The sequence below is a fragment of the Pseudomonas lijiangensis genome, from assembly GCF_018968705.1.
GTDB lineage: Bacteria > Pseudomonadota > Gammaproteobacteria > Pseudomonadales > Pseudomonadaceae > Aquipseudomonas > Aquipseudomonas lijiangensis.
Genome location: NZ_CP076668.1, coordinates 3,892,297 through 3,916,791 on the forward strand (window position 1 = coordinate 3,892,297; position 24,495 = coordinate 3,916,791).

Consider the following 24,495-nt stretch of genomic DNA (forward strand, 5'->3'; position numbering starts at 1 on the left):
AGGCGCCCATCAGACGCCTTGTCGGTTTTGAGCAGATACATCAGGGTCTTACAGATTCTGAGTCAGGTTCTGCAACATCTGGTCGGCAGTCGAGATCACTTTGGAGTTCATCTCGTAGGCACGCTGAGTGGTGATCATGTTGACCAGCTCTTCAACCGTGCTCACGTTGGAGTTTTCCAGGGTGTTCTGCAGGGTGGTACCCAGGCCGTTCAGACCAGGAGTACCCACTTGAGGTGCACCGCTGGAACCGGTTTCCAGATACAGGTTGCCGCCAATGGCCTGCAGGCCGGCCGGGTTGATGAACTCGGCGGTCTGGATGTTGCCGATGACCTGCGGCGTGGCAGTGGCGCCCGCTACGGTGATCGAAACAGTACCGTCCTGACCGACAGTGAACGTCTGGGCGTTCTGAGGAACGACAATCGCAGGCTCAAGGGCATAACCATTGGCAGTCACGATCTGGCCAGTGGAGTCCAGGTGGAAAGTACCATCGCGGGTGTAGGCGATGGTGCCGTCAGGCTGCGAGATCTGGAAGAAACCACGGCCATTGACGGCCAGGTCCAGAGGGTTCTCAGTTGTCTGCAGGCTACCGGCGGTGAAGTTCTTTTGCGTACCGACGATGCGAACACCTGTACCGAGTTGCAGACCGGACGGCAGTTCGCTGTCCTGCGTCGACTGGGCACCCGGCTGACGCTTGATCTGATAGAGCAAGTCCTGGAATTCGGCACGATCACTCTTGAAACCTGTGGTCGAAACGTTCGCCAGGTTGTTGGAGATGGTGGTCAGGTTGGTGTCCTGAGCAGCGAGGCCGGTTTTCGCAACGTATAGTGCAGGAAGCATTCGTATTCTCCTCAAGCGCCGGTTTGTCGGCGCAAGCTGTCAATGGTTAGCCAAGTTGCAAGACGCGAGCCATCGCCTGGTCATCTTCTTCAGCTGTTTTCATCATTTTGACGTGCAATTCAAACTGCCGGGCCAGGGCCAGCACCGAGGTCATTTCCTCCACGGCATTGACGTTGCTCGCCTGCAGAAAGCCGGACTCGACACGCACATTGGCGTCCATTGGCGCAGCCTGACCGGTCTTGGTATGAATCAGACCGTCCGGCCCCTTCTCCATGGTGCTCATGTCAGGATTGACCAGCTTGATGCGGTCAACCTGCGCCATCACCTGCGGGCTTTCGCCCATGGAGCGAATACTGATCGTGCCGTCGGCACCGATCTCGATCTGCTGCTCGGGCGGCACGGCAATCGGCCCGCCGTTGCCCATGACCGGCAAACCGCTGCCGTTGCGCAACACACCCAGGGCATCGATATTCATGCCGGCACTGCGGGTATAGGCCTCACCACCATCGGCAGTCTGGACCGCAATCCAGCCATCACCCTTGACGGCAACGTCCAGCTCGCGGCCGGTCTGGATCAGTGCACCACCGGAGAAGTCAGTACCCGGACGCTCACCCATCGCATAGGCACGCGAAGGCATGACCTCGCCAAATACCGGCATCGAACGGGCCTGTTGCAGGTCGCGCATGAAGCCATTGGTCGATACGTTAGCCAGGTTGTTGGCATGCACCTTTTGCGACTGGGCGTTTTCAGACGCCCCGCTCATTGCGACATAAAGCAACTTGTCCACAGTGTTCCTCCTCCGACAGACGCTTGCCGCCTGTAGCTGTTCTGAGGGGGAGAAAGCAATTTTGGGACCAACTTTTCAGAATGGATACAAACGCCTGATTCTCCAGCAAAAAGCGGAGCGTGACGGGCAGCCGCCGAAACCTCGCCACACAAGAGCGGCGGTAGATTGCCGCTACCGAGCAAAGCGACATGGCACACCGCCAAAAAAACTTCGCTCACCCTGAGCAACCCGCCTGATGAGGGTGATAATCTTGCCGAAACTCCACACAACGAGAATCAGCATGCACTTTCGAGCGCAACTTCTCGGCCTCATCGCAATACCGCTGATGACCAGCGCCCTCTTCGCCCAGGCCGCTCCCGCCCACTATTACAAATGGCAGGGCGCAAGCAGGATTGTCTGCGCCCAGACCAGTCCAGGGCCGGGATGGAAACGACTGAATGGCTGGTTTATCAAATCCGATTGCTCGGTCTGAGCAGACTTCACCACAGCCATACCGATCGAATCACTTTGAGGGAGGCAGCTTGCTGGCGACTTCTACAGACACCGAATATCTGCCGGTCACAGACCCTTTCGCCAGCAAGCTGCCTCCCACACGTTTTGTTTATGCCTTAACTGATAGGCATTACTTCATCACAGCGGATTTCAAGCTTCCAGAAACAAGAAAGCCCCTGCAAAGGGGCTTTCTTCAACGCTCCATCAAACCTGGTTATCAGGTCATCTGAATAGTGGTCTGCATGATGGTGCTTTCAGTCGAAATGGTTTTCGCATTCGCCTGATAGTTGCTTTGCGCCTTGATCAGGTTGACCAGTTCCAGCGTCAGATCGACGTTGGAATCTTCCAGCGCCTGACCCGTGATGTAACCCAGAGTGCCCGACTGCGGAACACCGGTCACCGGCAAACCGGAGGCGAAGGTTTCACGCCAGTTGGTACCACCAGCAGGAGAAAGCCCCTGCACGTTGGCGAATGTAGTCAGAGAAACCTGACCAATCACTTTTGACTGACCATTGGTGTAGGAAGCGAACAGGTTGCCACTGGCATCCACGCTCATATCCTTGATCTGACCAGCCGCATAACCATTCTGAGTCTGGGTGATAGGACCCGATACAGAAGCGGTCTGGGTAGCCTGGGTCATGTCCAGCCTGATGCCCGAAGTGACACCGACAGCACCGTTGGCAACCCAGGTCGCAGAGGTGCCAGTACCGGTCTGCATGGCTGGAATCCAGTTGTTGACCTGGAAAGTACCATCAGTATTGACTGAAATGTTGGTACTGGCCGACGGAACCGACGGGGTCGCCGAAGTATTGATGACCATGTTGCCGGAGGTATCGAAAGTCAGGTTGTTACGGTCAGCTGTGGTACTGGTCGGATCGCTGATGCTGCGACCATCGATCAACGAATACATGGCCCAGGTATTGGTGCCCGTTTTAGCCAGATACGTTTCCAGAGAATGCTCGTTACCCTGAGAGTCGAAGACCTTGGTGCTATAGGTGAAGTTATAGCTATTGGTATTCGTCGCATCGAAAGGCGAGATAGTCGGAACTGTCGACGTCGAATTGAGGTTGGCAACGTTAGTGATGATACTGGTCGGACTGGCCGCCTGATTCGAGCTGTCAACCCGCAGATCACCCGAGACACCCACAGCAACATTGCCGTTCGCATCAACGTTGTAACCCTGAAGGTTCATGCCCGAGCTGTTGACGACATAGCCATCCTTGTCGGTACGGAATGCACCGGCACGGGTATAGAGCGTCTCGCCGTTGTTGCTGAGCATGAAGAAACCATTACCGTTGATTGCCAGGTCCAGGCTGTTACCAGTCCCGGTGGTCAGGCCACCCTGGGCAAACTGCTGGGAAACGGCAGCCGTGGTCACACCGCTACCGATGCTGGTACCACCGGAAGTGCCACGAATCGACTGAGCATACTGGTCAGCAAATTCGATACGCGATTGCTTGAAACCAGTGGTCGCAACGTTGGCAATGTTGTTGCCGGTAACGTCGAGACTTTTGTTTGCTGCATAGAGCCCACTAAGGCCGATATTGAATGACATGTACCACTCCTACGCCGTCTAGTCGGCTCTATATTCCGATTGATTGCACTTTGGACAGAGCGATCGAATTGCCGCCAGCCAGGTTTAGAGTCATTTCCCCACCACTCACAGCCGTAGTAACGCTGTTGACTGTTGCTGGAAGGTAAGTCGAGAGACCATTGTTCGTGCCGTTGATAGTGCCATTTGCAATAAAGCTGTAAGTCCCCGAAGGCATGGCAGTACCTTCGCTGTTGAGGCCATCCCAAGTGAAACTTGCATTGCCTGCGCTCTTGGAGCCCAGGTCGATGGTATCCACCAGATTGTTGCTGGCATCGTATACCTTGACCGTCGTTGCCGAGGTCGAGGACGGCACTACAACCGAACCGGTCAGGCCTTTAGTGGTATCCACCTGAGCGGTACCGGTCTCGACAATCACCGAACGACCTACCAGCGAGGAAGCCTGCAAAGCCTGGGAAGACTTGTAGCTGGTCGCAATCGAGTCAACGGTCGAGGTCAGGTTCTGCATGCTTTCCAGACTGCTGAACTGCGCCAACTGCGCAACGAATTGCGTGTTGTCCTGCGGATCCAGCGGGTTCTGGTTTTTCATCTGGGTGACGAGCAACTGCAGGAACGCATCCTTGCCCAGCGCTTCGCCCGAACTGCTGGCACTGGCTTTGGGGTTCTGCAGCGAGTTTATAAAACTCGTCGATACATCGTTTTCAACGGCCATAACGTTCGCCCTTTATTACTGACCGAGGGTCAGAACTTTCTGCATCATGGATTTTGCGGTGTTCATGATTTCGGCGTTCGTCTGGAACGAACGGCTGGCGGAAATCATGTCAGCCATTTCTTCCACGACGTTGACGTTGGGGTAGTAGACGTACCCGTTCTTGTCAGCGGAGGGATGATTAGGCTCGAAACGCGCTTCAAGGTTGGAGCTGTCTTCGATGATGCCGTTGACCTGAACGCCCTGACCGGCATCGCTCTGATCCTGAAACAGCGAACCACCGTTGGACTGCTGACCCTGCAACACGGTTGCGAACACCGGGTGACGGGCACGGTAGGTCTGATCCATGCTCGATGACACGGTCTCGGCGTTGGCGATGTTACTGGCAGTGGTGTTCAGACGCGTGGTCTGGGCACTCATGGCGCTACCGGCAATGTTGAACACATTGGCTAGTGACATGGATTATTCTCCGCGCAGGGCTGAGATCAGCCCTTTGAATTTGCTGTTGAGCAGGGTGAAACTGGCCTGGAAACCCATGGCGTTATCGGTGTAGCTGGCCTGCTCGACCTGCGAATCGACGGTGTTCTGGTCCAGCGAAGGCTGAGACGGGGTGCGGTACATCAACGTACCATCGCCATTGCCCATGCCTTCAGCTTCGATATGACGGTTATTGGTCATGTTCAGCGCAAAACGACCGTTCTGAGCCTTCTCGTTTTCGGCGGCCAGCACCGAGGAAAAGTCCAGATCACGGGCCTTGAAATTCGGGGTATCGGCGTTGGAAATGTTGTTGGCCAACACCTCTGCACGCTGAGCCCGGAAGTTGAGGGCCTTTTCGTGTATGCCTAATGCTTTATCGAAGCTGATGCTCATTTCGGGAAACCTTTGCCGGTTGACCTGATTCTCGTATCACTGAGAAAGCAATCAGCGTGCCAAATCCATAAAGCCAGTGTTTGCGGGGTCTGTAGCGACATGCAGGTCGGCAATGCCAGAAAAGCGGCAAGGCATTTCCGCTACGAAGGGTTAAAGCGGCAAGGGATGTGCCGTTTTTTTGCCATGTCCGCGGCACAGGCTGCCGCAGGCTGCACAATCACTGAGCCTGTCAGCGGGCGGTGGCAGGCAACTCGACATAACCGGGTTTCAGGCCGGAAACCTCGACCCCCTGAGGCATCGCACGACCGGCAGTGACCATGACCCGCTGCGGCGCATCGGCCATGTCTTTGCGATAGACAATGAAAGTTCGGCCTTCGGCATCCTGGCGCAACACCTCAGGCGGCACCGCGAAGCCGTTGTCAGTCCGATAGGTGACGATCGCCAGCCGGGCACTCATGCCAAGGCGGACCTTCACCTGCTGGGCAGGCGTCAGGGAAGCGATGCTGATGACCACTTCGTACGTCGTGCCGCCGCCGAAATCGGGGGCCACGCCCTGCGCAGCAATCGAAGACAGGGTTCCCTGCAGGGTAATACCCTCGAAGCCATCACCCGTGACCTGCACAGGCATGCCATCGGCCAGTTGATGCAGATCCACCTCTTCGACACGGGCAACCGCCCGGATCTGCTCCAGACTCGCCAGCTCGAAAAGCGGCGTACCCTGAGGCATGCGCATCCCTTGCTGGATCAAGGGCGCAACGCCTCCTTCCGGCCTCTGTGGGCGCAATACAATCCCGGCGAACGGCGCCTCGATTTCCCGGCGGGCATGCAGAGCCTGCAAGGCCTGATAACGCGACTGGGCATTGGCCAGCTCCATATCGGCTATCTGGCGATTTTCACCCTTGCCCTTCTCCATGACGGCATTCAATTCGGACTGCGAGGCTGTCATGTCAAGTCGCTGGACCCTGGCCTGCTGCTCGAGTGAATCCACATCCATGCGCGCGACAATACCCCGCTCGAACAAGCGGCGCGTATCCGCCAGTTTTCGCTCGGTATCGCTCAGTCCGTACTGAGCACTTGTGAGTGCTCGACGCGCACGCGCCACCTCTTCGCCCTGCGCCCAGTTTTCCATATCCTTTACTGTGCGCTGAAGCTTCAACTGGGCAGCCAGCGCCTCACGCAACTGGATATCCAGTTGTGCGGTATCCAGTGTCAGCAAATGCTGACCACGCTCGACCCGCTGCCCCTCGACGACAGCGACCTGCTGCACGACACCTTCAAACGGAGCTGCCATCGTTGATCGGCTGGCTGCCTCGATTCGCCCCACCAGCCCCAACTGACTCTCCAGCAATTGCGGCTGCACGGCTATCCAGCGAACGTCTGGCGATGCCGATTCGGACTGCGACTGATAGCCATAGACAAGGCCCGCAAGAAGCCCGGCAGCAACAACGCCAGCGACAGCAGCCCGAACACCGACGCGAGAGGTGCGCAATCGAGTCAGATACTTAGTCATTGAGATCAATATCCCAGCTCTCCAGAGTCGTACCCAGCGTCTGATCCAGACTTGTCTGGGCATTGAGGTAAGCAATCAATGCATTGAGGCGAGCATTTTCGGCATTGCGCAGGTCGGCCTCGAAACTCAGGACCTGGAAGTTGCTGGAGCGGCCGGACTGCAGTTTTTCCCGCTCGATATTCAGTTTGCGAAGCGACAACTCACGCGCCCTCTGGGAAATCTCATACTGTCGCCAACGGGTCCCCAGATCGCGCACACCATCCCCGACATCCTGCGCCAGGGACTGATTCGCCTCAGCCAGGAGCAGCTCCTGGTTTTCCACATCGACCCGCGCTCGCACCTCGGCTTGCCGCCGACTCAAATCACCAATCGGGATATCGATCTGAACACCGGCATAGCCCTCCCAGGTACGGTTTGTGCTGGGGCCGAAATCATTCTGGGAACGATCACGCACCTGAGTGGCACCGCCGATCAATGACACATCCCATAACCGCTCGTTACGGGCGACAAGAAGATTGATTTCCGCCTGCTTGCCGGCAATCAAGCGAGTGAGATAGGCAGGCTGCCGCTCCCTCGCAGTGAGCAAAGCCTGCTGCGCACTGACCTCGATACGACGCGCATCAAGCACCTCGACCGCACGCAATCGCGTGCCCAGGTCCAGGGCCAGGAGACGCAACAGTTCAAGGCGACTGGCATCCAGCTGGTTGGCCGCCTCCTCTATCGCCAGTTCCTGAGTGGCGACGTCAGCTTCAGTCTGAACAATGTCGAACTCTGCCATTTGCCCCGCTGAAATCATCGCCCTGTTTGCGTCAAGCAACTGACGTGAACGCTCAAGCGCATCACGCGCAATGCGTACCTGCTCCTGGGCACGCAACAATTCACGATACCCCGTAATGATCCGGTTGATGGTGTCCGAAACCGTAGACTTCAGAGCCAGACGGTTGACCTTCTCCGAAAGAACCGCCAACCGCACGGGAGCTGTGGCCACCTCTTTTCCGGCACCTCGCAACAAAGGCTGAATGACCGTGAGGGTTGCGCCATCGTTACGAGTGCGGCCTGCCGTGTCGGCCATGGTCAGTTGATTCGACCAGGCAAGGGAAAGCTGGGTCCCGTACTCACCCAGCATGGTGGTCTGGGGAATGACTTCAGCCTGACGATAGTGATCGCTCTGATTGCGCGTCGCCAGATAACGGCTGCTGAGTACCAGCTTGGGCGTAAAGAGGTCCTGGGCAACACGCAAATCGAACTTCTGGGCAATGCGATCAAGATAGGCACTGCGAATGGAGCGGTTGTCCCGCAACCCCAGAAATACCGCATCGGCCAGGGTCAGCTCGATCGTCTGCTCACTCAGGGAGACTGCCCGACCCGGCATGCTCGGACCGCCCGGCACAAGCGGTGCCGCCACGGCAGATTCAAGGCCACCGAGAACCAGGCAACACACCAACAGACTCCGACAGAGATCAATCATCGCGCAACGCCTGTACCGGTTCCAGGCGAGCCGCCATCAAGGCCGGGTTCAATCCGAAGAAAAGCCCCACCAGCAGCGAACTGACAATACCCAGCGGGAGCGAAGGCAACGACAAGGTGAATCCCCAGCCCGACACTACCGAGAACAGCCAGGCAGCCAGCAGCCCCAGACACGCGCCTATCGTCGCTCCTGCAATGGACAACACAGCCGCCTCCAGCAGAAACAGTCGCCCGATATCCACAGGACGCGCGCCCAGCGCCATGCGAACACCAATCTCACGGCGTCGCTCGGACACATTCATGACCATCACATTCATGACCCCGACACCGCCTACCAACAGGGAAATACCGCCCAGGCCCGCCAGCAGATAGGAAAAGGTCCGGGACTGTTGCGCCAGACCATCAATCAATTGCTGGGGAATCTGCACCTGGACATCGCGCCCTGGCGCCAGCGTTTGCAGGTAACTGCTCAAGGCGTTTCCATCCTGCTCCAGGGTTTCGCCGCCCCCGCCCCTGGCAATGACATTGGTGATTTCCGGCTTTGAACTGATGCGCCGCATGCCTTCGATGGGGACGAAAACAGCGTCATCCACGGAAACGGGAATAAGCGGGTTCTGCCCATGCCCGGACAGGATCCCGACCACCTCAAAAAGATAACCGTCGATCTGTATGCGTCTCCCCGCCACATCCCGAAGACTCTCGATGCCCAGCTCCCGGGCCACTTGCGCACCCAGCACGGCATAGGTGCTGCGACTGTCGTAACTGGAAAGGAACCGGCCCTGGGCAACACGCAATCCAAGCACTGCCGCCAGATCACTGGAAGTACCCGCGATATTCGTATTATGCGTGCGCCCATCAAAACTCACTCTGGTCGAAAGCATCATGACAGGCGCGACATGAAGAACTCCGGGAACCGCCTCCATGACCGCCGGGACATCCAGCGTTGCCGGGGCCGGACGCATCTTCATTCCCGGCACTGCCGCAAAGCTGACCACCAGCATATCGCTGCCAAGCCCCTTGAACGCGCTGATGGCCTCGTTGGCCGCGTTCTGGCCAATGTTCAACAAGGCGACCACCGAAGCGCATCCCACGGCAATGCCCAGCAAGGCCAGCAACGATCGGCGCCCCAGGAGACGCAAACTGTTCAGAGGCTCCAGGAATATCTGCCCTGTCGACGGGCCGTAATGGGCGAACCGCTCTTCAGACATGAGCAATCCCGGCTGGCGCTACCCGCTCTTCGAGACAACCATCACGCACATGCAGGCAACGCTGCATGTGCCGGGCCAGGGCGTTGTCGTGCGTAACCACAATCAAGGTCACGCCTTGCTCCCGGTTCAGGGCAAGCAGCAGAGAAAGAATCTCGGCAGCCGTAGCGCTGTCGAGGTTGCCGGTCGGCTCATCGGCAAGAATCAGGGCTGGCTGCCCTACAAGAGCACGGGCAATGGCAACTCTCTGCCGCTGCCCACCGGAAAGTTCGGCAGGACGATGATGAGCCCTGTCGGCCAGCCCCACGCGCTCGATTTCTCGCTGCGCGGCCACTCGCGCAGCGTGGCGGGAATAGCCGCGATACAGCAACGGCAGGGCGACGTTATCCAGAGCATTCAGACGCGGCAGGAGGTTGAAACTCTGGAAGACAAAACCGATGAGCCGGTTACGGACCTTCGCACGCGACGGTGCAGAAGCGTCGCCCATGTCCAGCCCATCCAGAAACAGACCGCCCGCTGTCGGACGATCAAGAAGGCCGAGGATATTGAGCAGCGTACTCTTGCCTGAGCCGGAGCTGCCGACAATGGCACAGCTCTGGCCGCGCTCGATGGTCAGCGATACATCGTGCAGAACCGAGTGAGATACCGCGCCTGCCTGATAGGAATGGCAGATACGATCCAGTTGAATCAGGTTTGTGCAAGGTAGCGGCGTGGCGCTTGTGCATTGCTCCTGAGTGACGTGCCCTTCCATTGCGTACAGCCTTCTCCATGACCTCGTATTCGCCCGCCCTTATATCACCTCGACAAAGGGTGTTGGAGCGTTTTTTTGCATGAAGGAAAAAAATTCATACTGTCACTCAACGCATGAACCCTGAAAAACTTTAGTGCTTACTCAACACACCAATAAAAATAATACAAAAAATGACAAGACAAATAATAAAGTCATGTAGGAAATCATAAGAAACTCAGACAGCACAGCACCTGACCACCATTACCACCAAAACACAATTCAAAATATTTCAAGCCAAAAAAACATAAAAACAAAGATTAAATCTTTCAGCACGAAGAGCGCTAGAAAGAACCAGCACTGCTTAAAATTATTTTTCACGTTACTGTCTTGCCTGAATAAAAATGAGAAGGTATAAAGCTCCCGCCGCCTGTCAAGACAGGCAGGGGCTTCGCAAAGAATGCGAACTCATGGATTAGAAGGAGTCTTAAAAATGAAAAGAAAAGGTATTCTTGGGTGTGCAGCAGCATTGGCACTGGCAACGATTGGCAGCAATGCCTTTGCAGTAGGGGGTGGATACGCTCAAACAGCTAATATTAAACCCACCTACTCTACGAACCAATGGAACACCACAACTGTTCCGATTATTGGCACCACTCCTGCAAGCGGGAAAATAACATTTATCAGTTGGAATTATACAATCGGTGCAATACCCGCCAATGCAACCTTCAATGCCCTCCTATGTCACGGAGATACAAGCTCTTGCATTGATGTGACATCCCTGAGAAGCGGATCGACCACCTTTTTCGCAAACAAATCGCCAAGCAAGAATTTCTTTCTGTACCACCGCATCTATCGCTCAAGCTCATTCGCGCCTGTCACAGGCGGCCCACTGCAAGTCATCGTTAACTGGGAAAATTAATCCCCGCTAAACGCACTTGCCGAGTCATAAAAACTTAACACTCATGATTCGGCAAGTACTTCTCTGCGCACTAAAAACCTGCATATCAGAAGAACACCCACAAAAAAGAGACCCGAAGGTCTCTTTCATGCTCATACCTACAACCACCATCACTTGGCCTTGTAGATAATCCCCGGACTGCACTGAACCATCTGATAATGATCCGGCAAGCCGTTAAGCGCTTCGGAAGCACCCAGGAACAGGTAGCCACCCGGCTTGAGCGTGCCGTGGATGCGCAGCAGGATGTCTTTCTTCACTTCGGCCGAGAAGTAGATCAACACGTTGCGGCAAAACACGATGTCGAACTTGCCCAGGCTTGCGTAGCTGTCGAGCAGGTTGAACGAGCGGAACTCGACACGGCTCTTGATCGGAGCCTTCACCACCCAGCGACCCGGACTTTTCACGTCGAAGTAGCGCTGCAGGCGATCCGGCGACAGGCCGCGGCCGATTGCCAGGCTGTCGTACTCGCCCGTCTTGCAGTTGGTGAGCATCAAGCCGGACAGGTCGGTTGCAACGATCTGTGCACCCGCCTTGAGCTGGCCCGGATTGCTGCGCTCGAACTCGTCGATGGACATCGACAGCGAGTACGGTTCCTGACCCGACGAACAGGCCGCCGACCAGATACGCAAGCGCTGGCCCGGGCTGGCCTTGATCTGCTCTGGCAGCACCCTGTTCTTCAGCACCTCAAAGGGATAGGTATCACGAAACCACAGGGTTTCGTTGGTCGTCATCGCATCGACCACCTGTTCGCGCAAACCGCTGCGGGGTTGCGACTGGATACGCTGCACCAGTTCGCCCAACGATTTGAGTCCCTGCTGCTCCATCAGCTTGTTGAGACGGCTGGAGACCAGGTACTGCTTGTTTTCCCCCAGCAAGATGCCACAGGCTTTTTCCAGAAAGACCCGGAACTGTTCAAAATCCAAATTACCTGTAGAAGACAAGGTGCCGCCTCTCAAAATCATGTGAACCACCAGGAGCGACGCTCCTAGCTATTGTCTGCCGCCTTGATCCGCGCCACGACCCTGGCCGCGAGGTCATCAGGTCGAAATTTCGCGAGAAAATCGTCAGCACCCACTTTCTTTACCATCGCCTGGTTGAACACCCCGGAAAGCGAGGTATGCAAGGTGATGTGCAGCTTCTGCATTCGCGGATCGTTGCGTATCGCTGTTGTAAGGGTATAGCCATCCATCTCCGGCATTTCAATGTCGGAAATCATCATCAGAAACTCTTCTTCGGGTTTCTTGCCCTCTTCAACCATCGCACGCAGGTAATCCAGCGCCTGACGCCCGTCGTTCAAGGCAACCACCTCGACACCGACAGTTTCCAGGCAGCGACTCACCTGCTTGCGCGCAACCGACGAGTCATCGACCGTCAGCACTCGCAACGATACAGCCTTGCTATGAGTCTCTTCGTCGATCACGCCGTGGGATACAGCCTCGGTAATCGGCGCCACCTCGGCGAGAATCTTCTCGACGTCGATGATTTCCACCAACTGGTTGTCCACACGCGTCACGGCCGTCAGGTAGTGATCGCGTCCGGTGCCCTTGGGTGGTGGATGAATCTCTTCCCAGTTCATGTTCACGATGCGTTCTACCGAATGCACCAGAAAACCCTGAACCTTGGTGTTGTATTCGGTAATGATGACGAAGGAATTAACCAGCGAAATCATTCCGGTCGAACCCGTCGCCATTGCCAGATCCATGATCGGGATCGTGCCACCGCGAATGTTGGCCACACCACGCACAATCCGGCTGGACTTGGGCATGATGGTCAGTTTCGGGCATTGCAGTACTTCTTTAACCTTGAATACGTTGATCCCATAGAGCTGCTTGCCGTCCAGACGGAATAACAGCAGCTCAAGGCGATTCTGACCGACCAGCTGAGTTCGCTGGTTCACCGAATCCATTACACCCGCCATGCCCGACCCCCTTAACAAAAGCCACCGTTCGCCACACACCAGATTTGGCAAGCGGCACGAGCCTTGCTTTTTATACGCCATGAACGCAAAGACGACAATTTTTCGACACCTGAAACTGGAAACCCGCAGACTGCTCTGCGTGATCGCTCTCCTGTGCCTTTCAAGCACTGCAAACTACGGCCGCGCCGAGAATTTCACACTGCCTGAACAGCTTATCGGCGTCACACAGGGGTTTCTTGAGTTCACAGTAGAAGACTATTTAGCGAGCAACCAGATTGAAGGCCGTTTTGAAATTCAGGTGAGGCAACTGGACCCCAGAATGCGCATGGGTTCCTGTGACAAGGATTTGACAGCAAAACTGGAAAGCGCCAAGCCATTGGGCAGAGTGAGCGTACGCGTACGCTGTGAAGGCTCATCCCCATGGACCGTGTTTGTGCCGGCGGAAGTGAAGCTGTTTCGCAATGTGGTGGTGTCGGTACGCCCCTTGAAACGCGACAGTATTGTGTCGCAGGACGATGTCATGTTGAGGGAAAGGGACATCGGCAGCCTGGGCCTGGGTTTCCTCTCCTCACTGGATCAGGCAGTCGGGCAAAAGGTAATCCGACCAACGGTCATCGACCAGGTCATGTCGCCCGTATTTCTGGAACAGCCACAGATGGTTCGCAAGGGCGACCAGGTGGTCATTACCGCCCGTAGCGGCTCGCTGGCGGTGCGCATGCCCGGCGAGGCGCTGTCCGATGGCGGTTTCAACGAGCAGATACGGGTGAAAAACCTGAATTCGAATCGCGTCATCAAGGCCAATATCACTGGCCCGGGGCAGGTGGAAGTCGCAATGTAGATCGATTGAGGCTAGCGTCGAACGCGCGTTTTTCCTAGACTGCGGTGCATATTCCCGCGGTGGAAAGCCCGTTCCATATGCTTTTCACACAAAGCCTAAAGTTTTTTTGGGATGGGCCGAAAACAAGGCAAGCGTCCAAACACCCAAGAGGTTTTTTCAATCATGGTCATCGATTTCAGTCGCCTTGGAAATTCACAGTCTGCCGGTAGCGTTTCGCGCACCGGGACTACAAAGGAAAGCGGTAAAACCGGCGCAACCGAGTCTGCAGCAGCTGCTGCAAACGTCAAAGGCACCGGGGAATCCGTTCATTTGAGCAGTGAGGCTCAGCAGTTGCAGAAGATCACTGATAAGTTGGGCGATCTGCCAACCGTCAACAGCGCTCGCGTCGCCGAATTGAAGCAGGCGATTGCAGACGGCACCTACACAGTGGACAGCAACCGCGTAGCCAGCAAACTGCTCAACTTCGAAACCCAGCGCTAAGCCCTGTGCTTGCGGTGGATAATCTGGACGCTTGAAAACCAGAGCATGCGATGCAAGATACTACTTTGCTTCAGATGATCACCGAAGGCATGGCTCCGACCCGGCAACTGCTTGAGTTGCTGCAGGCCGAGTCACTGGTTCTGCATGGCCGCGACATGGGCGAGATGGAACATATCCTGGCGCAGAAACAGGCGCTGGTGATTCTCCTCGAGCAACATGGCCGCAGACGCAGTCAGTTACTTGCCGGCCTTGGGCTACCTGCGAACCGCAAAGGTCTCCAGGAGCTGGCCAGCCATTCGGATGTGGGCGAACAGCTTCTCGCCGCGAGCGATGAACTGAGCGCATTGATCGCTGAGTGCCAGGCTATCAACGAGCAGAATGGTAGTCTTATCCAGTTGCAGCAGGTGACAACCGCTCACCAGCTCCGCATCCTGAATGGTGCCGATACCCCGACGCTGTACGACAGCCGGGGATCGACCGCAGGAAGAGCAAGACCACGCCCTCTGAGTCAGGCGTAACTTCCTGTTTCAAGGTTCAGTGCGTAGTGGCAGAATGCCTGTTGTTGCGTTGCCGTAGTATTTTGCCTGGAGAAGTTAAAACGTGAATGGCTCAATCGCGGATGATGCTCCGCAGCCCCCGAAGGTCCTCAATACACCTTTGGAAATTGCCGCCAACCTGCGGTTACTGCATGAACATAATGATCCACTGATCATTACCTTTCATGAGCGCGCCCAACGCTTCCAGAGCTACCTGATCGAGGTCGATCGTGACAGTAATGTCATGGCCCTCGATGAAATGATTCCACGCGACGGTGAACGATTCCTGGCCAATGGCGAATCGTTCAGGGTCGAAGGCTTCCACGACGGTGTGCGCATCGCCTGGGAAAGCTCGGATCAGATGACCATCGTCGACGTGGATGGCCAGCGCCTCTACCGCGGCCCCCTGCCGACTGAAGTGATCTACCACCAGCGTCGCAACGCCTTCCGTGCAGCCCTCAAGCTCGCACAACTGGTCGACATTGAAATCGGTGGCGACAGACTCAAATCCCCTCTGGTCGGCAAACTCCTGGATATCTCGGCAACCGGCTGCAAACTGCGTTTCGAGGGCGATGTGTCCGAGCGTATGCAACTGGGTCAGGTATACGAGCGTTTCATCGCCAAGCTGCCTTTCGGCGCGATGACTGCGCCGGTCGAGCTGCGCTACCTGCACTTCGAAGAAAGATTCCACACCACTTTCGCAGGCGTGCGCTTCCACAACATGAGCGGCCTGGTACAACGCCAGGTGGAACGCTTCGTTTATCAACTGCAGCGCGAAGCGCGTCGGTTCGATAAAGACGACGATTTTTGATCGCACCCCGTAGGAGCGAATTCATTCGCGAAAGGCCAAGAGCTGCGTCTGCCTTTCGCGAATAAATTCGCTCCTACAGCCCCGCTCCTCTGTCAGGGCCGATTGATTTCCTCTTCCTCTTCCTCAGCAACCTTTGCCGCTTTCACCGGCTGCTCGGCGCTGACTTCCTGCTCAGGTTCCGGCTCAGGCTCAGGCTCAACCGTCGCCTGCATCTGCTCCTGAACCACCTGCTCGTCGACCCGCGGGTCAAGCGCTACCACCAGTGGCGAACTGGACATGCTGTCCGGCATTGCCACGTGATGCAGCGGCGCGTCGTCCACCTGATGCTGATGGGTAACAGCTTTAGGTCGGGTCAGCAGCGCCAGTACCAGTGAGATGAAACAGACAAACGCATAAAGCATGTTGCTGCCGAACTGCTTCATCAGAGCACCGGCTACCAGCGGGCCAATGCTGGCGCCAATGCCGAAGGTCATCAGCAGCATGGCTGTCAGCGACACACGCCGCTCGCCCTCGACGTGGTCGTTGGCAAAAGCCACCGCCAGCGGGTACAGGCTGAACTGCACCAGCGAAGCAATGAAACCCACCACCAGCAGCATTTCCAGCGGCATGCTCGGCAGCACCGCAAGCGGCAAGGCGGCAATCACCAGGACACCCGCGAAGGTACGCATCAGTTGCGCCCGGTCATAGCGGTCGGAAAGCAGGCCCAGCGGCCATTGCACCAAAAGGCCGGCAAGAATGCAGAAACCCATGAACATACCCACATGCTCAGTCGACAGACCTTGCTGGGCGGCATACAGCGGCGCCAGACCATAAAAGGCTCCGACGATAAGCCCGGAAGCCAGCACCGTGGTCAGCGACTGCGGCACACGGCTGATGAAAAAGCGCGGCTCCAGCGGCGCCGGACGCAGTGGCGCAGGGTGAATGCTGCGGGTCATGGCCACCGGCACCAGACACAGGGCAAAACACATGGCGATCAGCATCAGCAGCTCAGGCCCGAGCCCTGGATGAACCACCAGAATCAGTTGCCCCAAGACCAGTCCCAGGTACGACGCAATCATGTAGCCGCTGAAGACCATGCCTCGCTGGCGTGCCGCCGCCTGCTCGTTGAGCCAGCTTTCGACCACCATGTACTGACACATCATCCCCAACCCGACGATCATGCGCAGGAACAGCCAGGCCGGCAGCCAGTTGATCAGCCCAAGTCCCAGCACCGCAGCGCCCACGATCCCGGCGCAGGTCGCATAGGCACGGATGTGCCCTACCCGGCCGATCAGGCGGTGCCCGACTTTGCCGCCCAGCACCAACCCGAAATAGTTGGCGGCCATCATCGCACCGATCCACAGACCGTCGACCTCATCGGCCGCCAGCCGCAAGGCCAGGTAGGTGCTTAAAAGACCCGAGCCGATCAACATCATCAGCGAAGCAAAATACAGACCCCGAAAAGACTTCCAGATTTGACGCATGGAGATTCCAAAAATAAAGAGTCGCCCGCACAGGCGACGCCAAAACAACGGTTCTTAGACCTGGGCACCCAGCACACGCCGCTCCCAAGGGGTTATTTCATCAAGAAAACTGGTCAGTTCCATGGTCTTCGAGGCGATGTAGCCTTCGATAAACACATGACCAAACAGTTCCTTGGCCAACGGACTGCGCTTCAGACGCTCCAGAGCAGCGTGCAAGGTACACGGCAATGCCAATTCTTCCGGCACCTCGATTTCCCCCTGCACAGGAGCGGTGGGCTCTAGCCTGTGTTCGATGCCATACAGACCTGCCGCCAGACTCGCGGCAATCGCCAGATAAGGATTGGCATCGGCACCCGGCAGGCGATTCTCCACCCTTCGGGCCACAGGCGAACTCGCCGGAATGCGCAGCCCCGCACTGCGGTTATCCAGGGACCAGCAGACATTATTGGGCGATGCATAAGGATGAAACAGTCGCAGGTAGGAATTCACGTGGGGTGCGAACAACGCCGTGAAATCGCCAAGGCATGCCTGCTGCCCCGCAATGAAATGCCGGAAGATATCCGTCGGCAGCCCCTGATCATCGCTGAACACATTACGCCCAGACGCCGACTCCACCACGCTCTGGTGAATATGCATCGAGCTGCCCGCCGTCTGCGCCAACGGCTTGGCCATACACACCACGTTCAGACCGTGCTTGAGCCCGACCTCCTTGAGCAGGTGCTTGAACAGGAAGGTCTGGTCAGCCAGCAACAAAGGGTCGCCATGCCAGAGATTGATCTCGAACTGGCTGACGCCCATCTCATGCATGACCGTGTCACGCGGCAGCCCCAGTTCCGCCATGCATTGGTAGACCTCCCTGAAGAACGGGCGCAGGCCATTATTGGAACTGATACTGAAGGCCGAAAAACCTTCTTCACGCCGACCATCCAGCCCCACCGGCGGCACAAAGGCCTGGCAAGGATCAGGATTGGAGGCAAAGACAAAGAATTCGAGTTCAGTCGCCACCACCGGCACCAGACCGCGCTCGGCATAGCGGGCAATGACGGCCTTCAGTTGTACCCGCGTCGACAACTCGCAACCTTCACCACTCAGATTGTCAGCATCACAGATCGCCAATGCGCGCGGCTGCTCGCTCCAGGGCAGGCGATGGATCTGTTGCGGATCAGCGACCAGAGCAAGGTCGCCATCATCACTGCTGTAAAAGCGCGCGGGTGGATAGCCTCCCATGATGCATTGCAGCAATACGCCACTGGCCAGTTGCAGGCGACGCCCCTCAAGGAAACCGGCAGCGGTCATCACCTTGCCTCGTGGCACGCCATTGAGATCAGGCGTAACGCATTCCACTTCATCGATGCCCACCAACCGTTGCGCAAGGGAATGGGGGTCACTGCAGGTCATTGCTCAATCCTTTGATTGTCATGGGGACCGTCTTTCGGCATCTGTACAAAATACTCACCGGGCGTTCTCAATATCAAGCACTGAAAACACTTCCTCGACAGGATCACAACCCGGAGCACCCGAAACGCGGCACGGCACTCTTGGCCGGTTTTTTGCTTTTACCATCGGCAAAACAGTTTGGCTGCCATTTTTATGTCAACGCCATTCCCGCGAACGGGTGAAGCGTCAAGAAATGTCCTGCCGAGCAGCAATCATCTGCGACACGAGTAGAGAAGTCTCCATGAGCGCATCGATTCCCGTAACTCGTCCCCTGTTACCGCCTCTTGAGGAATTCATTCCCTACCTCGAAAAGATCTGGCAAAGCCATCAGCTCACCAACGGCGGCCCGTTTCACCAGCAGCTCGAAAAAGAGCTGGCCGAGTATCTGGGCGTCCAGCATCTTTCGCTGTTTTCCAATGGCACCCTGGCGCTGATGACCGCCATCCAGGCGCTGCGAATCAAGGGCGAAGTCATCACCACGCCCTACTCCTTCGTCGCCACCGCACACTCCTTGCTGTGGAATGACCTGACACCGGTCTTCGTCGACATCGACCCCAACACCTACAGCCTGGACCCGGACCGCATCGAGGAAGCCATTACTCCGGCAACCACAGCCATCATGCCGGTGCATTGTTACGGGATTCCTTGCGATGTGGACCGCATTCAACAGATCGCCGACCGTTACGGCCTGAAAGTCATCTATGACGCAGCCCATGCCTTCGGCGTGCAGTTCCGTGGCGAAAGCCTGCTCAATCACGGCGACCTGTCGGTACTGAGCTTCCACGCCACCAAGGTATTCAACACCTTTGAAGGCGGCGCCATCGTCAGCCCGGATGCGAAAACCAAGCAACGCATCGACTACCTGAAGAACTTCGGCTTCGCCGATGAAGTCACGGTGGTCGCGCCCGGCATCAACGGCAAGATGAGCGAAGTGAATGCCGCTTTCGGTCTCTTGCAACTGCAACACATCGACCAGGCGCTTCTGAAACGTCAGCGCATCGACGAACGCTATCGGGAGGCGCTGGCCTCGGTGCCCGGTATCGACATCGTCTGGCAGAGCACCGAGAAGCACAATTACTCGTACTTCCCGGTGCTGGTCAGAAAAGAGTTTGCCGTATCCCGAGATGACCTTTATCAACGCATGCGCGACAACAATATCCTCGCACGTCGCTATTTCTACCCGCTGATTTCCACCTTCCCGATGTACAGGGGCCTGGACTCGGCCAAACCTGATCGCCTGCCTGTCGCTACCGATCTGTCCAACCAGATCCTCTGTCTGCCCATTTTCGACAGCCTCACCGATGAAGCCTTCGACAGCATCATCGACGTGATTGTCTCTGCAAGTAATGAGAACTAACCATGCGAACGTGCCCGGTATGCTCCTGTCGTTTTCCGAATTTCTATCCCTTGGGAAAAGGTCATCTGGAAGCCCTCCATCGCTTGAACGTCTATTACTCGATCGAGGACTTCGAAACACTCAATGTCGGCCAGTACAGCTGCCCTGAGTGCCTCGCCTCCGATCGTGACCGGCTCTATGCCCTGTTCTCCATGCACCTGCTGAACAACCCGGAAGGCAAGGAACTGCGCATTCTGGACATTGCACCAGCGCCGGTGCTGTCAAAGTTTCTGCGCAGCCTGCCCAATGCCCGCTATCGCTCGGCAGACCTGTTTTCGCCCATGGCCGATGACAAGGTCGACATCATGGACATGAACATCTATGCCGATGAGTCCTTCGACCTCATCGTCTGCTCACACGTACTCGAACATGTGCGTGACGACGCCAAAGCCATGTCCGAGCTCTATCGCGTGCTGGCCAAGGGCGGCTCGGCCATCCTGATGGTGCCCTTGCTGCTGACAGCTACCACCACCGACGAAGACCCGGATGAAGAGAGCGTGGATGAGCGCTGGGCGCGTTTTGGCCAGGACGATCACGTGCGCATGTATGCAAAACACGACTTCATTGGCCGCCTGGAAACAGCCGGCTTCCAGGTCGATGCACTGGGCACCCGGGCCTTCGGTGATGGCGTATTCAAACAGCACGGCATCACCGAGCAATCGGTTCTGTACATAGGCCGCAAGTGTTGAGCAAAGCCTGCCCACTTGCACCGACCCCGTTGAACGGCCGGTCCTCCCTACTCTCTTCACATGTGGTATTGCGATGAGTTCTTCACGCCTGGTCAGTATTGTTATTCCCGCCTACAAGCCTGCTTTTTTTGAGGCAGCGCTTGCCAGCGCACTGCGACAGAACCATGACGAGATCGAAATTCTGGTCTGCGATGACTGCCGGGATGACGGCATCAAAAATATTGTCGACAAGCTCAGCCCCGACAGCCGCTGGCCCATTCGCTATCTGAAAAATGCCACCTCACTGGGCGAACCACACAATATTGCATACGGCATCAGCCAGGCCCGTGGTGAATACATCAAGTTTCTCTACGACGATGACATCCTCGTCCCGGATTGCGTGCGCCTGCAGTTCGATGTGCTGCATGACAGCCCGGATATCAAGCTTGTGTCCGCCACCCGAAAGAGAATCGACAGCAACGGCGATCTGCTGCCCGACAATCTGGCCACCCTCAACCCCTTCGGAAAAAACGTCGTTCTGGACGGTCCGGAGCTGGTTTCGTTTCTCTCCCAGAACCCCATCAACTTCGTGGGCGAGCCCAGTTCGGTGATGTGCCGTCGCGAGGATGTACTCGCTTTCGGGCAAGACATCATGTCGCTCAACCAGACATTGATCTGGGGGCTGGGCGATGTCGCGCTCTATCTGAAACTGTTGCGCCAGGGCAACCTGGCCATGCTTGCACGAACACTTTCATATTTCCGCGTTTCGGATCAGCAGAGCAGTGAAGGGTTTCGTGTCGATCCGACGCTCCCACGCGAAGGGCATGCCAATCACTACCGTATTACCCGTGAACTGGGCTGGGTTCGTCCCGACGGGCTCAACGACACGGTCAAGATCGCTCCGCTGTCACAGCGCGACCATATTCAGGAACTTGACCTGCGCGCCCATTTCGACAGAAGACCAGAAGCCACAAAACGCAATACGCAATACGCAGGCTGGCTGGGCAAACGCCGACCATCGCCAGCCGAGCACTCACTCCTTGCGGACTACCTGAGCAGCCATGATGGAGGCCCTTCGGTCGCGATTGTCGTCTCGGACTTCAACAATCAACCCGAGAGTGTCCTGAGCACCCTGCAAAGCCTGGCCTCCGAGGCGCCGCTGCTGGACAGGCTCAAGGTCTTCATCCTGGCCGACTACGATCAGTCGACGCAAACCCCGCTCCAGGCACAATTGCCATGGCTGTCGGCTGATCTGGAAAATCGTGGGTCAGTCCTCAATGGGCTGATGCAGGAAAACGTCCATGACTGGTGGATTCTGGTCGACGCAGGCACGACCTTCACCCAGAGCGGCCTGCTGTGTGCCGTCATGAAGCTGATTGAAGCACCGGATGCCTGCGCCCTGTTTGGCGATGAAGTGGCTCTGGATGCAAAGAGCGGTGCCAGCCTCGTGTTTCGCCCAGACTTCAGCCTGGACTACCTGTTGTCCTGCCCTTCAGCAACCAGCCGCCACTGGCTGTTCAATCGAAACAAGGCCCTGGCCGTGGGCGGGTTTGACCCAGCGTATGCCAATGCCCTGGAGCTGGACCTGATCCTGCGCATGATCGAAGATGCCGGCTTTACCGAGTTCGTACATGCCTCAGAGCCGCTGGTCATAGCGCCACAAAGGCACCACCTGCACAACTACGACGAAGCCAATACGCTGCAACGCCATCTGCTTGCCCGTGGCTATGTCAACGGCGCGGTTCATGCCACCGAGGCAGGCCATTACCGCATCGAATACGGCCAGACCGACCAGCCTCTGGTTTCCATTCTCGTGATCTCACAGGAGCAGCTGGATACCCTGCTGCCTTGTATCGAAAGCATTCTGGAAAACACGACCTATCCGCACTATGAAATTCTGGTTGCCGACAACAACAGTCAGTCGTCTCAGACCATCGAATGGCTGGCGACCATCGAGTCGATGCAGTCGGACAGAATCCGTATCCTGCGCCATGAAGAAACCCTGAGCACATCGGCACTCTTCAACTCTGCAGCCCGCAACGCCAGGGGCGACTACCTTTTGATGCTGGCCAGCAATGCCTCGATCATCCAGAGAGACTGGCTGGACAACCTGCTCAATCACGCGCTGCGACCCGAGGTCGGGATCGTGGGCGCCAAAATGGTTTCGCCCGATGGAAACGTCGTGCAGGCAGGCATCATCGTGGGCCTCAACGGTACAGCAGGCGCTGTGACCTCCAAGGATCTGGCGTCCTGTGCCAGTCAGTCGCAACGACTGGATACGGACCAGAACTACAGTGCTGTCAGTGGTTCATGCCTGATCGTGCGCAAGTCCCTGTATGACGATGTTCAGGGTCTGAACGAGCATCTGTTCCACGAGCACTTCAACGATGTCGACCTCTGCCTGAAAGTTCGCGACACCGGGCATCTGGTCGTCTGGACACCGCACTCGATCCTCGCGCTCAGATCCGTGACCATCGAAACCGATGCCCAACAACTGGACTTCGCCACTCGCGCTCTGTACCACAGGTGGCTGCATTACATGGCCTGGGACCCGGCCTACAACAAGAACCTGGCGTTGCAGGCATCCGGTTTCGTCACCCAGAGCAACCCTGAGTTGAGCTGGCGCCCCCTGATACATCGCCCGCTGCCCGTCGTGCTGGCACAACCCGGCAATCGTGGCGACACAGGCAAGCGCATTACCGATCCTCTGCAAGGACTGCGCACTGGCCAAAAGGTCGATGCCATAGTTGAACACAACCCACTTGTGCTGGCAGAAATCGCCAGACTCAGTCCGGATTCGGTCGTGATTCAAGGGCCGGTCAACGAAAGCGCAATGGGCAGAATCAACGCCATCAAGGACCACACCAACGCCCTGGTGATCTACGACCTGCCTGAATATCCCGTTTTCAATGAGATCGATAAAAACGCCCCACCGCTTGCAGCGATACAAGCCTCGTTGCAGTACACACTGGCACGGGCGGACCGGGTAACCGTGCCGACCCCGGCGCTGGCCGAACTGCTTCAGGACGTGCATCCGAACGTGCAGGTCATCGAAACCAGGCTGTCGCCTGATACCTGGCTGAGTCTGGAAAGCCGGCGCAGGACACGCACCAAGCCACGTGTAGGCTGGGTTGGCAGCGCTCACCAGCAGGCCGACCTTTTGATGCTCTCAGGCGTGATAAAAGCGCTGGCCGACAAGGTGGAGTGGGTCATCATGGGACCTTGCACAAGGTGGCTGCGCCCCTATATCCACGAACTGCGCTCCCCTGTTGAAGGCGCTCTGTTTCCTGGCGCACTGGCCAGCCTGGATCTGGATCTGGTCCTGGCTCCGGCTCAGCCACACTTGATCAACCAGAGCAAAAGCGCGGTGTCTCTGCTCGAGTTCGGAGCTTGCGGCTTCCCGGTGATTTGCAGCGACATCCTGTGCTATCAGGGCAGCCTGCCGGTTACGCGGGTCAAGAATGAAACCGCTGCCTGGATCGAAGCCATCAATGCGCACATGGATGACCTGGATGCCTGCGCCCGAATGGGCGATGCACTGAAACAGGAGGTCACTCGGCACTGGATGCTGGATGAGGCTCACCTGCAAACCTGGCGCGATGCCTGGCTAAGCTGAAAGAGATGGGGCACCTGAAGGTGCCCTTTCCCACAGATAAAAGAAAGGGCCTCTGTTGAGTTAAGGCACAAACAACACTTGTGGGAGGCAGCTTGCTGGCGACTTCAGCATACGACGCAGAATATCTGCCAGTGTCAGGCCTTTTTCGCCAGCAAGCTGCCTCCCACAAAGAGGTCTATTGACCTTAACTGATCGCCCTGACTCTGTTGAGGCCC

The 24,495-nt window shown here is 56.9% G+C and carries 23 protein-coding genes and 1 pseudogene; 10 read left to right on the plus strand and 14 right to left on the minus strand.

Translation table 11 applies throughout. From position 1 onward, the window contains the following. Nucleotides 1-48: 48 nt before the first annotated feature. Nucleotides 49-837 carry a flagellar basal-body rod protein FlgG gene (flgG, locus tag KQP88_RS16005; RefSeq protein WP_025260914.1) on the minus strand — a complete coding sequence of 263 codons (789 nt, stop codon included), beginning with the start codon at nucleotides 835-837 and terminating at the stop codon, nucleotides 49-51. 46 nt (nucleotides 838-883) lie between these two features. Continuing rightward, nucleotides 884-1,624 carry a flagellar basal body rod protein FlgF gene (locus tag KQP88_RS16010; RefSeq protein ID WP_025260915.1) on the minus strand — a complete coding sequence of 247 codons (741 nt, stop codon included), beginning with the start codon at nucleotides 1,622-1,624 and terminating at the stop codon, nucleotides 884-886. Between the two features lie 280 nt (nucleotides 1,625-1,904). On the opposite strand from KQP88_RS16010, the gene KQP88_RS25295 reads away from it, so the two are divergent. After that, nucleotides 1,905-2,096: a hypothetical protein gene (locus tag KQP88_RS25295; protein WP_025260916.1), complete on the plus strand. Its 192-nt coding sequence runs from the start codon at nucleotides 1,905-1,907 to the stop codon at nucleotides 2,094-2,096. After that, a complete protein-coding gene (locus KQP88_RS16015) occupies nucleotides 2,062-2,346 on the plus strand; it encodes a hypothetical protein (protein ID WP_216703582.1) in 285 nt (94 codons plus the stop codon). Before KQP88_RS25295 ends, KQP88_RS16015 begins: the two co-directional genes overlap by 35 nt. Here KQP88_RS16015 and flgE read toward each other — a convergent pair. The 8 genes and pseudogenes from flgE to KQP88_RS16055 all read right to left on the minus strand — a co-directional run. Next, complete coding sequence (gene flgE, locus KQP88_RS16020) at nucleotides 2,334-3,671, minus strand: flagellar hook protein FlgE (RefSeq protein WP_216703583.1); 1,338 nt, start codon at nucleotides 3,669-3,671, stop codon at nucleotides 2,334-2,336. The two genes, KQP88_RS16015 and flgE, sit on opposite strands and share 13 nt — an antisense overlap. Nucleotides 3,672-3,699: 28 nt before the next feature. Beyond that, nucleotides 3,700-4,380, minus strand: a complete 681-nt coding sequence (locus tag KQP88_RS16025; protein ID WP_216703584.1) for a flagellar hook assembly protein FlgD — start codon at nucleotides 4,378-4,380, stop codon at nucleotides 3,700-3,702. 15 nt (nucleotides 4,381-4,395) lie between these two features. Further along, the gene (flgC, locus tag KQP88_RS16030) at nucleotides 4,396-4,836 is read right to left on the minus strand and encodes a flagellar basal body rod protein FlgC (protein ID WP_025260919.1); all 441 of its coding nucleotides are present in this window, start codon (nucleotides 4,834-4,836) and stop codon (nucleotides 4,396-4,398) included. Between the two features lie 3 nt (nucleotides 4,837-4,839). Beyond that, nucleotides 4,840-5,247 (minus strand): flagellar basal body rod protein FlgB, encoded by a 408-nt coding sequence (gene flgB / locus KQP88_RS16035; protein WP_025260920.1) that lies wholly within the window; start codon nucleotides 5,245-5,247, stop codon nucleotides 4,840-4,842. Nucleotides 5,248-5,476: 229 nt separating this feature from the next. Next, nucleotides 5,477-6,757, minus strand: coding sequence for an efflux RND transporter periplasmic adaptor subunit (locus KQP88_RS16040; RefSeq protein ID WP_216703585.1), 1,281 nt, complete (start codon nucleotides 6,755-6,757; stop codon nucleotides 5,477-5,479). Continuing rightward, nucleotides 6,750-8,225 carry a TolC family protein gene (locus KQP88_RS16045; RefSeq protein WP_200993368.1) on the minus strand — a complete coding sequence of 492 codons (1,476 nt, stop codon included), beginning with the start codon at nucleotides 8,223-8,225 and terminating at the stop codon, nucleotides 6,750-6,752. Before KQP88_RS16045 ends, KQP88_RS16040 begins: the two co-directional genes overlap by 8 nt. Further along, nucleotides 8,218-9,432, minus strand: a complete 1,215-nt coding sequence (locus tag KQP88_RS16050) for an ABC transporter permease (protein WP_216703586.1) — start codon at nucleotides 9,430-9,432, stop codon at nucleotides 8,218-8,220. Before KQP88_RS16050 ends, KQP88_RS16045 begins: the two co-directional genes overlap by 8 nt. A gap of 168 nt (nucleotides 9,433-9,600) precedes the next feature. Then, nucleotides 9,601-10,180: pseudogene (locus KQP88_RS16055) on the minus strand (ABC transporter ATP-binding protein); the annotation flags it as partial. Between the two features lie 469 nt (nucleotides 10,181-10,649). On the opposite strand from KQP88_RS16055, the gene KQP88_RS16060 reads away from it, so the two are divergent. Beyond that, a complete protein-coding gene (locus KQP88_RS16060) occupies nucleotides 10,650-11,078 on the plus strand; it encodes a flagellar protein FlhE (RefSeq protein WP_216703587.1) in 429 nt (142 codons plus the stop codon). A gap of 149 nt (nucleotides 11,079-11,227) precedes the next feature. Here the strand turns inward: KQP88_RS16060 and cheR are convergent, their stop codons facing one another. Together cheR and KQP88_RS16070 are read right to left on the minus strand one after the other, a co-directional pair. Next, nucleotides 11,228-12,079 carry a protein-glutamate O-methyltransferase CheR gene (gene cheR, locus KQP88_RS16065; RefSeq protein ID WP_200993371.1) on the minus strand — a complete coding sequence of 284 codons (852 nt, stop codon included), beginning with the start codon at nucleotides 12,077-12,079 and terminating at the stop codon, nucleotides 11,228-11,230. Between the two features lie 23 nt (nucleotides 12,080-12,102). After that, nucleotides 12,103-13,035, minus strand: a complete 933-nt coding sequence (locus KQP88_RS16070) for a chemotaxis protein CheV (protein ID WP_198728470.1) — start codon at nucleotides 13,033-13,035, stop codon at nucleotides 12,103-12,105. Between the two features lie 79 nt (nucleotides 13,036-13,114). Here KQP88_RS16070 and flgA point away from each other — a divergent pair, with 79 nt between their 5' ends. From flgA to KQP88_RS16090, 4 genes are all read left to right on the plus strand, one after another. Next, nucleotides 13,115-13,873, plus strand: a complete 759-nt coding sequence (flgA, locus tag KQP88_RS16075; RefSeq protein WP_200993372.1) for a flagellar basal body P-ring formation chaperone FlgA — start codon at nucleotides 13,115-13,117, stop codon at nucleotides 13,871-13,873. A gap of 162 nt (nucleotides 13,874-14,035) precedes the next feature. Beyond that, nucleotides 14,036-14,353, plus strand: a complete 318-nt coding sequence (flgM, locus tag KQP88_RS16080; protein ID WP_200993373.1) for a flagellar biosynthesis anti-sigma factor FlgM — start codon at nucleotides 14,036-14,038, stop codon at nucleotides 14,351-14,353. A 50-nt stretch (nucleotides 14,354-14,403) separates the two neighbouring features. Then, nucleotides 14,404-14,871 carry a flagella synthesis protein FlgN gene (locus KQP88_RS16085; protein WP_200993374.1) on the plus strand — a complete coding sequence of 156 codons (468 nt, stop codon included), beginning with the start codon at nucleotides 14,404-14,406 and terminating at the stop codon, nucleotides 14,869-14,871. Between the two features lie 82 nt (nucleotides 14,872-14,953). After that, complete coding sequence (locus KQP88_RS16090; RefSeq protein WP_216703588.1) at nucleotides 14,954-15,700, plus strand: flagellar brake protein; 747 nt, start codon at nucleotides 14,954-14,956, stop codon at nucleotides 15,698-15,700. 92 nt (nucleotides 15,701-15,792) lie between these two features. Here KQP88_RS16090 and KQP88_RS16095 read toward each other — a convergent pair whose 3' ends face one another. Together KQP88_RS16095 and KQP88_RS16100 are read right to left on the minus strand one after the other, a co-directional pair. Continuing rightward, the gene (locus KQP88_RS16095) at nucleotides 15,793-17,163 is read right to left on the minus strand and encodes an MFS transporter (RefSeq protein ID WP_216703589.1); all 1,371 of its coding nucleotides are present in this window, start codon (nucleotides 17,161-17,163) and stop codon (nucleotides 15,793-15,795) included. A 54-nt stretch (nucleotides 17,164-17,217) separates the two neighbouring features. Then, nucleotides 17,218-18,459: a glutamine synthetase family protein gene (locus KQP88_RS16100; RefSeq protein WP_216705977.1), complete on the minus strand. Its 1,242-nt coding sequence runs from the start codon at nucleotides 18,457-18,459 to the stop codon at nucleotides 17,218-17,220. 382 nt (nucleotides 18,460-18,841) lie between these two features. On the opposite strand from KQP88_RS16100, the gene vioA reads away from it, so the two are divergent. The 3 genes from vioA (at nucleotide 18,842) to KQP88_RS16115 (ending at nucleotide 24,280) form a co-directional block, all read left to right on the plus strand. Then, nucleotides 18,842-19,957, plus strand: coding sequence for a dTDP-4-amino-4,6-dideoxy-D-glucose aminotransferase VioA (vioA, locus tag KQP88_RS16105; protein ID WP_200992407.1), 1,116 nt, complete (start codon nucleotides 18,842-18,844; stop codon nucleotides 19,955-19,957). A 2-nt stretch (nucleotides 19,958-19,959) separates the two neighbouring features. Beyond that, entirely contained in the window at nucleotides 19,960-20,685 is a 726-nt protein-coding gene (locus tag KQP88_RS16110) for a class I SAM-dependent methyltransferase (protein WP_216703590.1), read from the plus strand. A 73-nt stretch (nucleotides 20,686-20,758) separates the two neighbouring features. Continuing rightward, nucleotides 20,759-24,280 (plus strand): glycosyltransferase, encoded by a 3,522-nt coding sequence (locus tag KQP88_RS16115; protein WP_216703591.1) that lies wholly within the window; start codon nucleotides 20,759-20,761, stop codon nucleotides 24,278-24,280. Nucleotides 24,281-24,495: the final 215 nt, after the last annotated feature.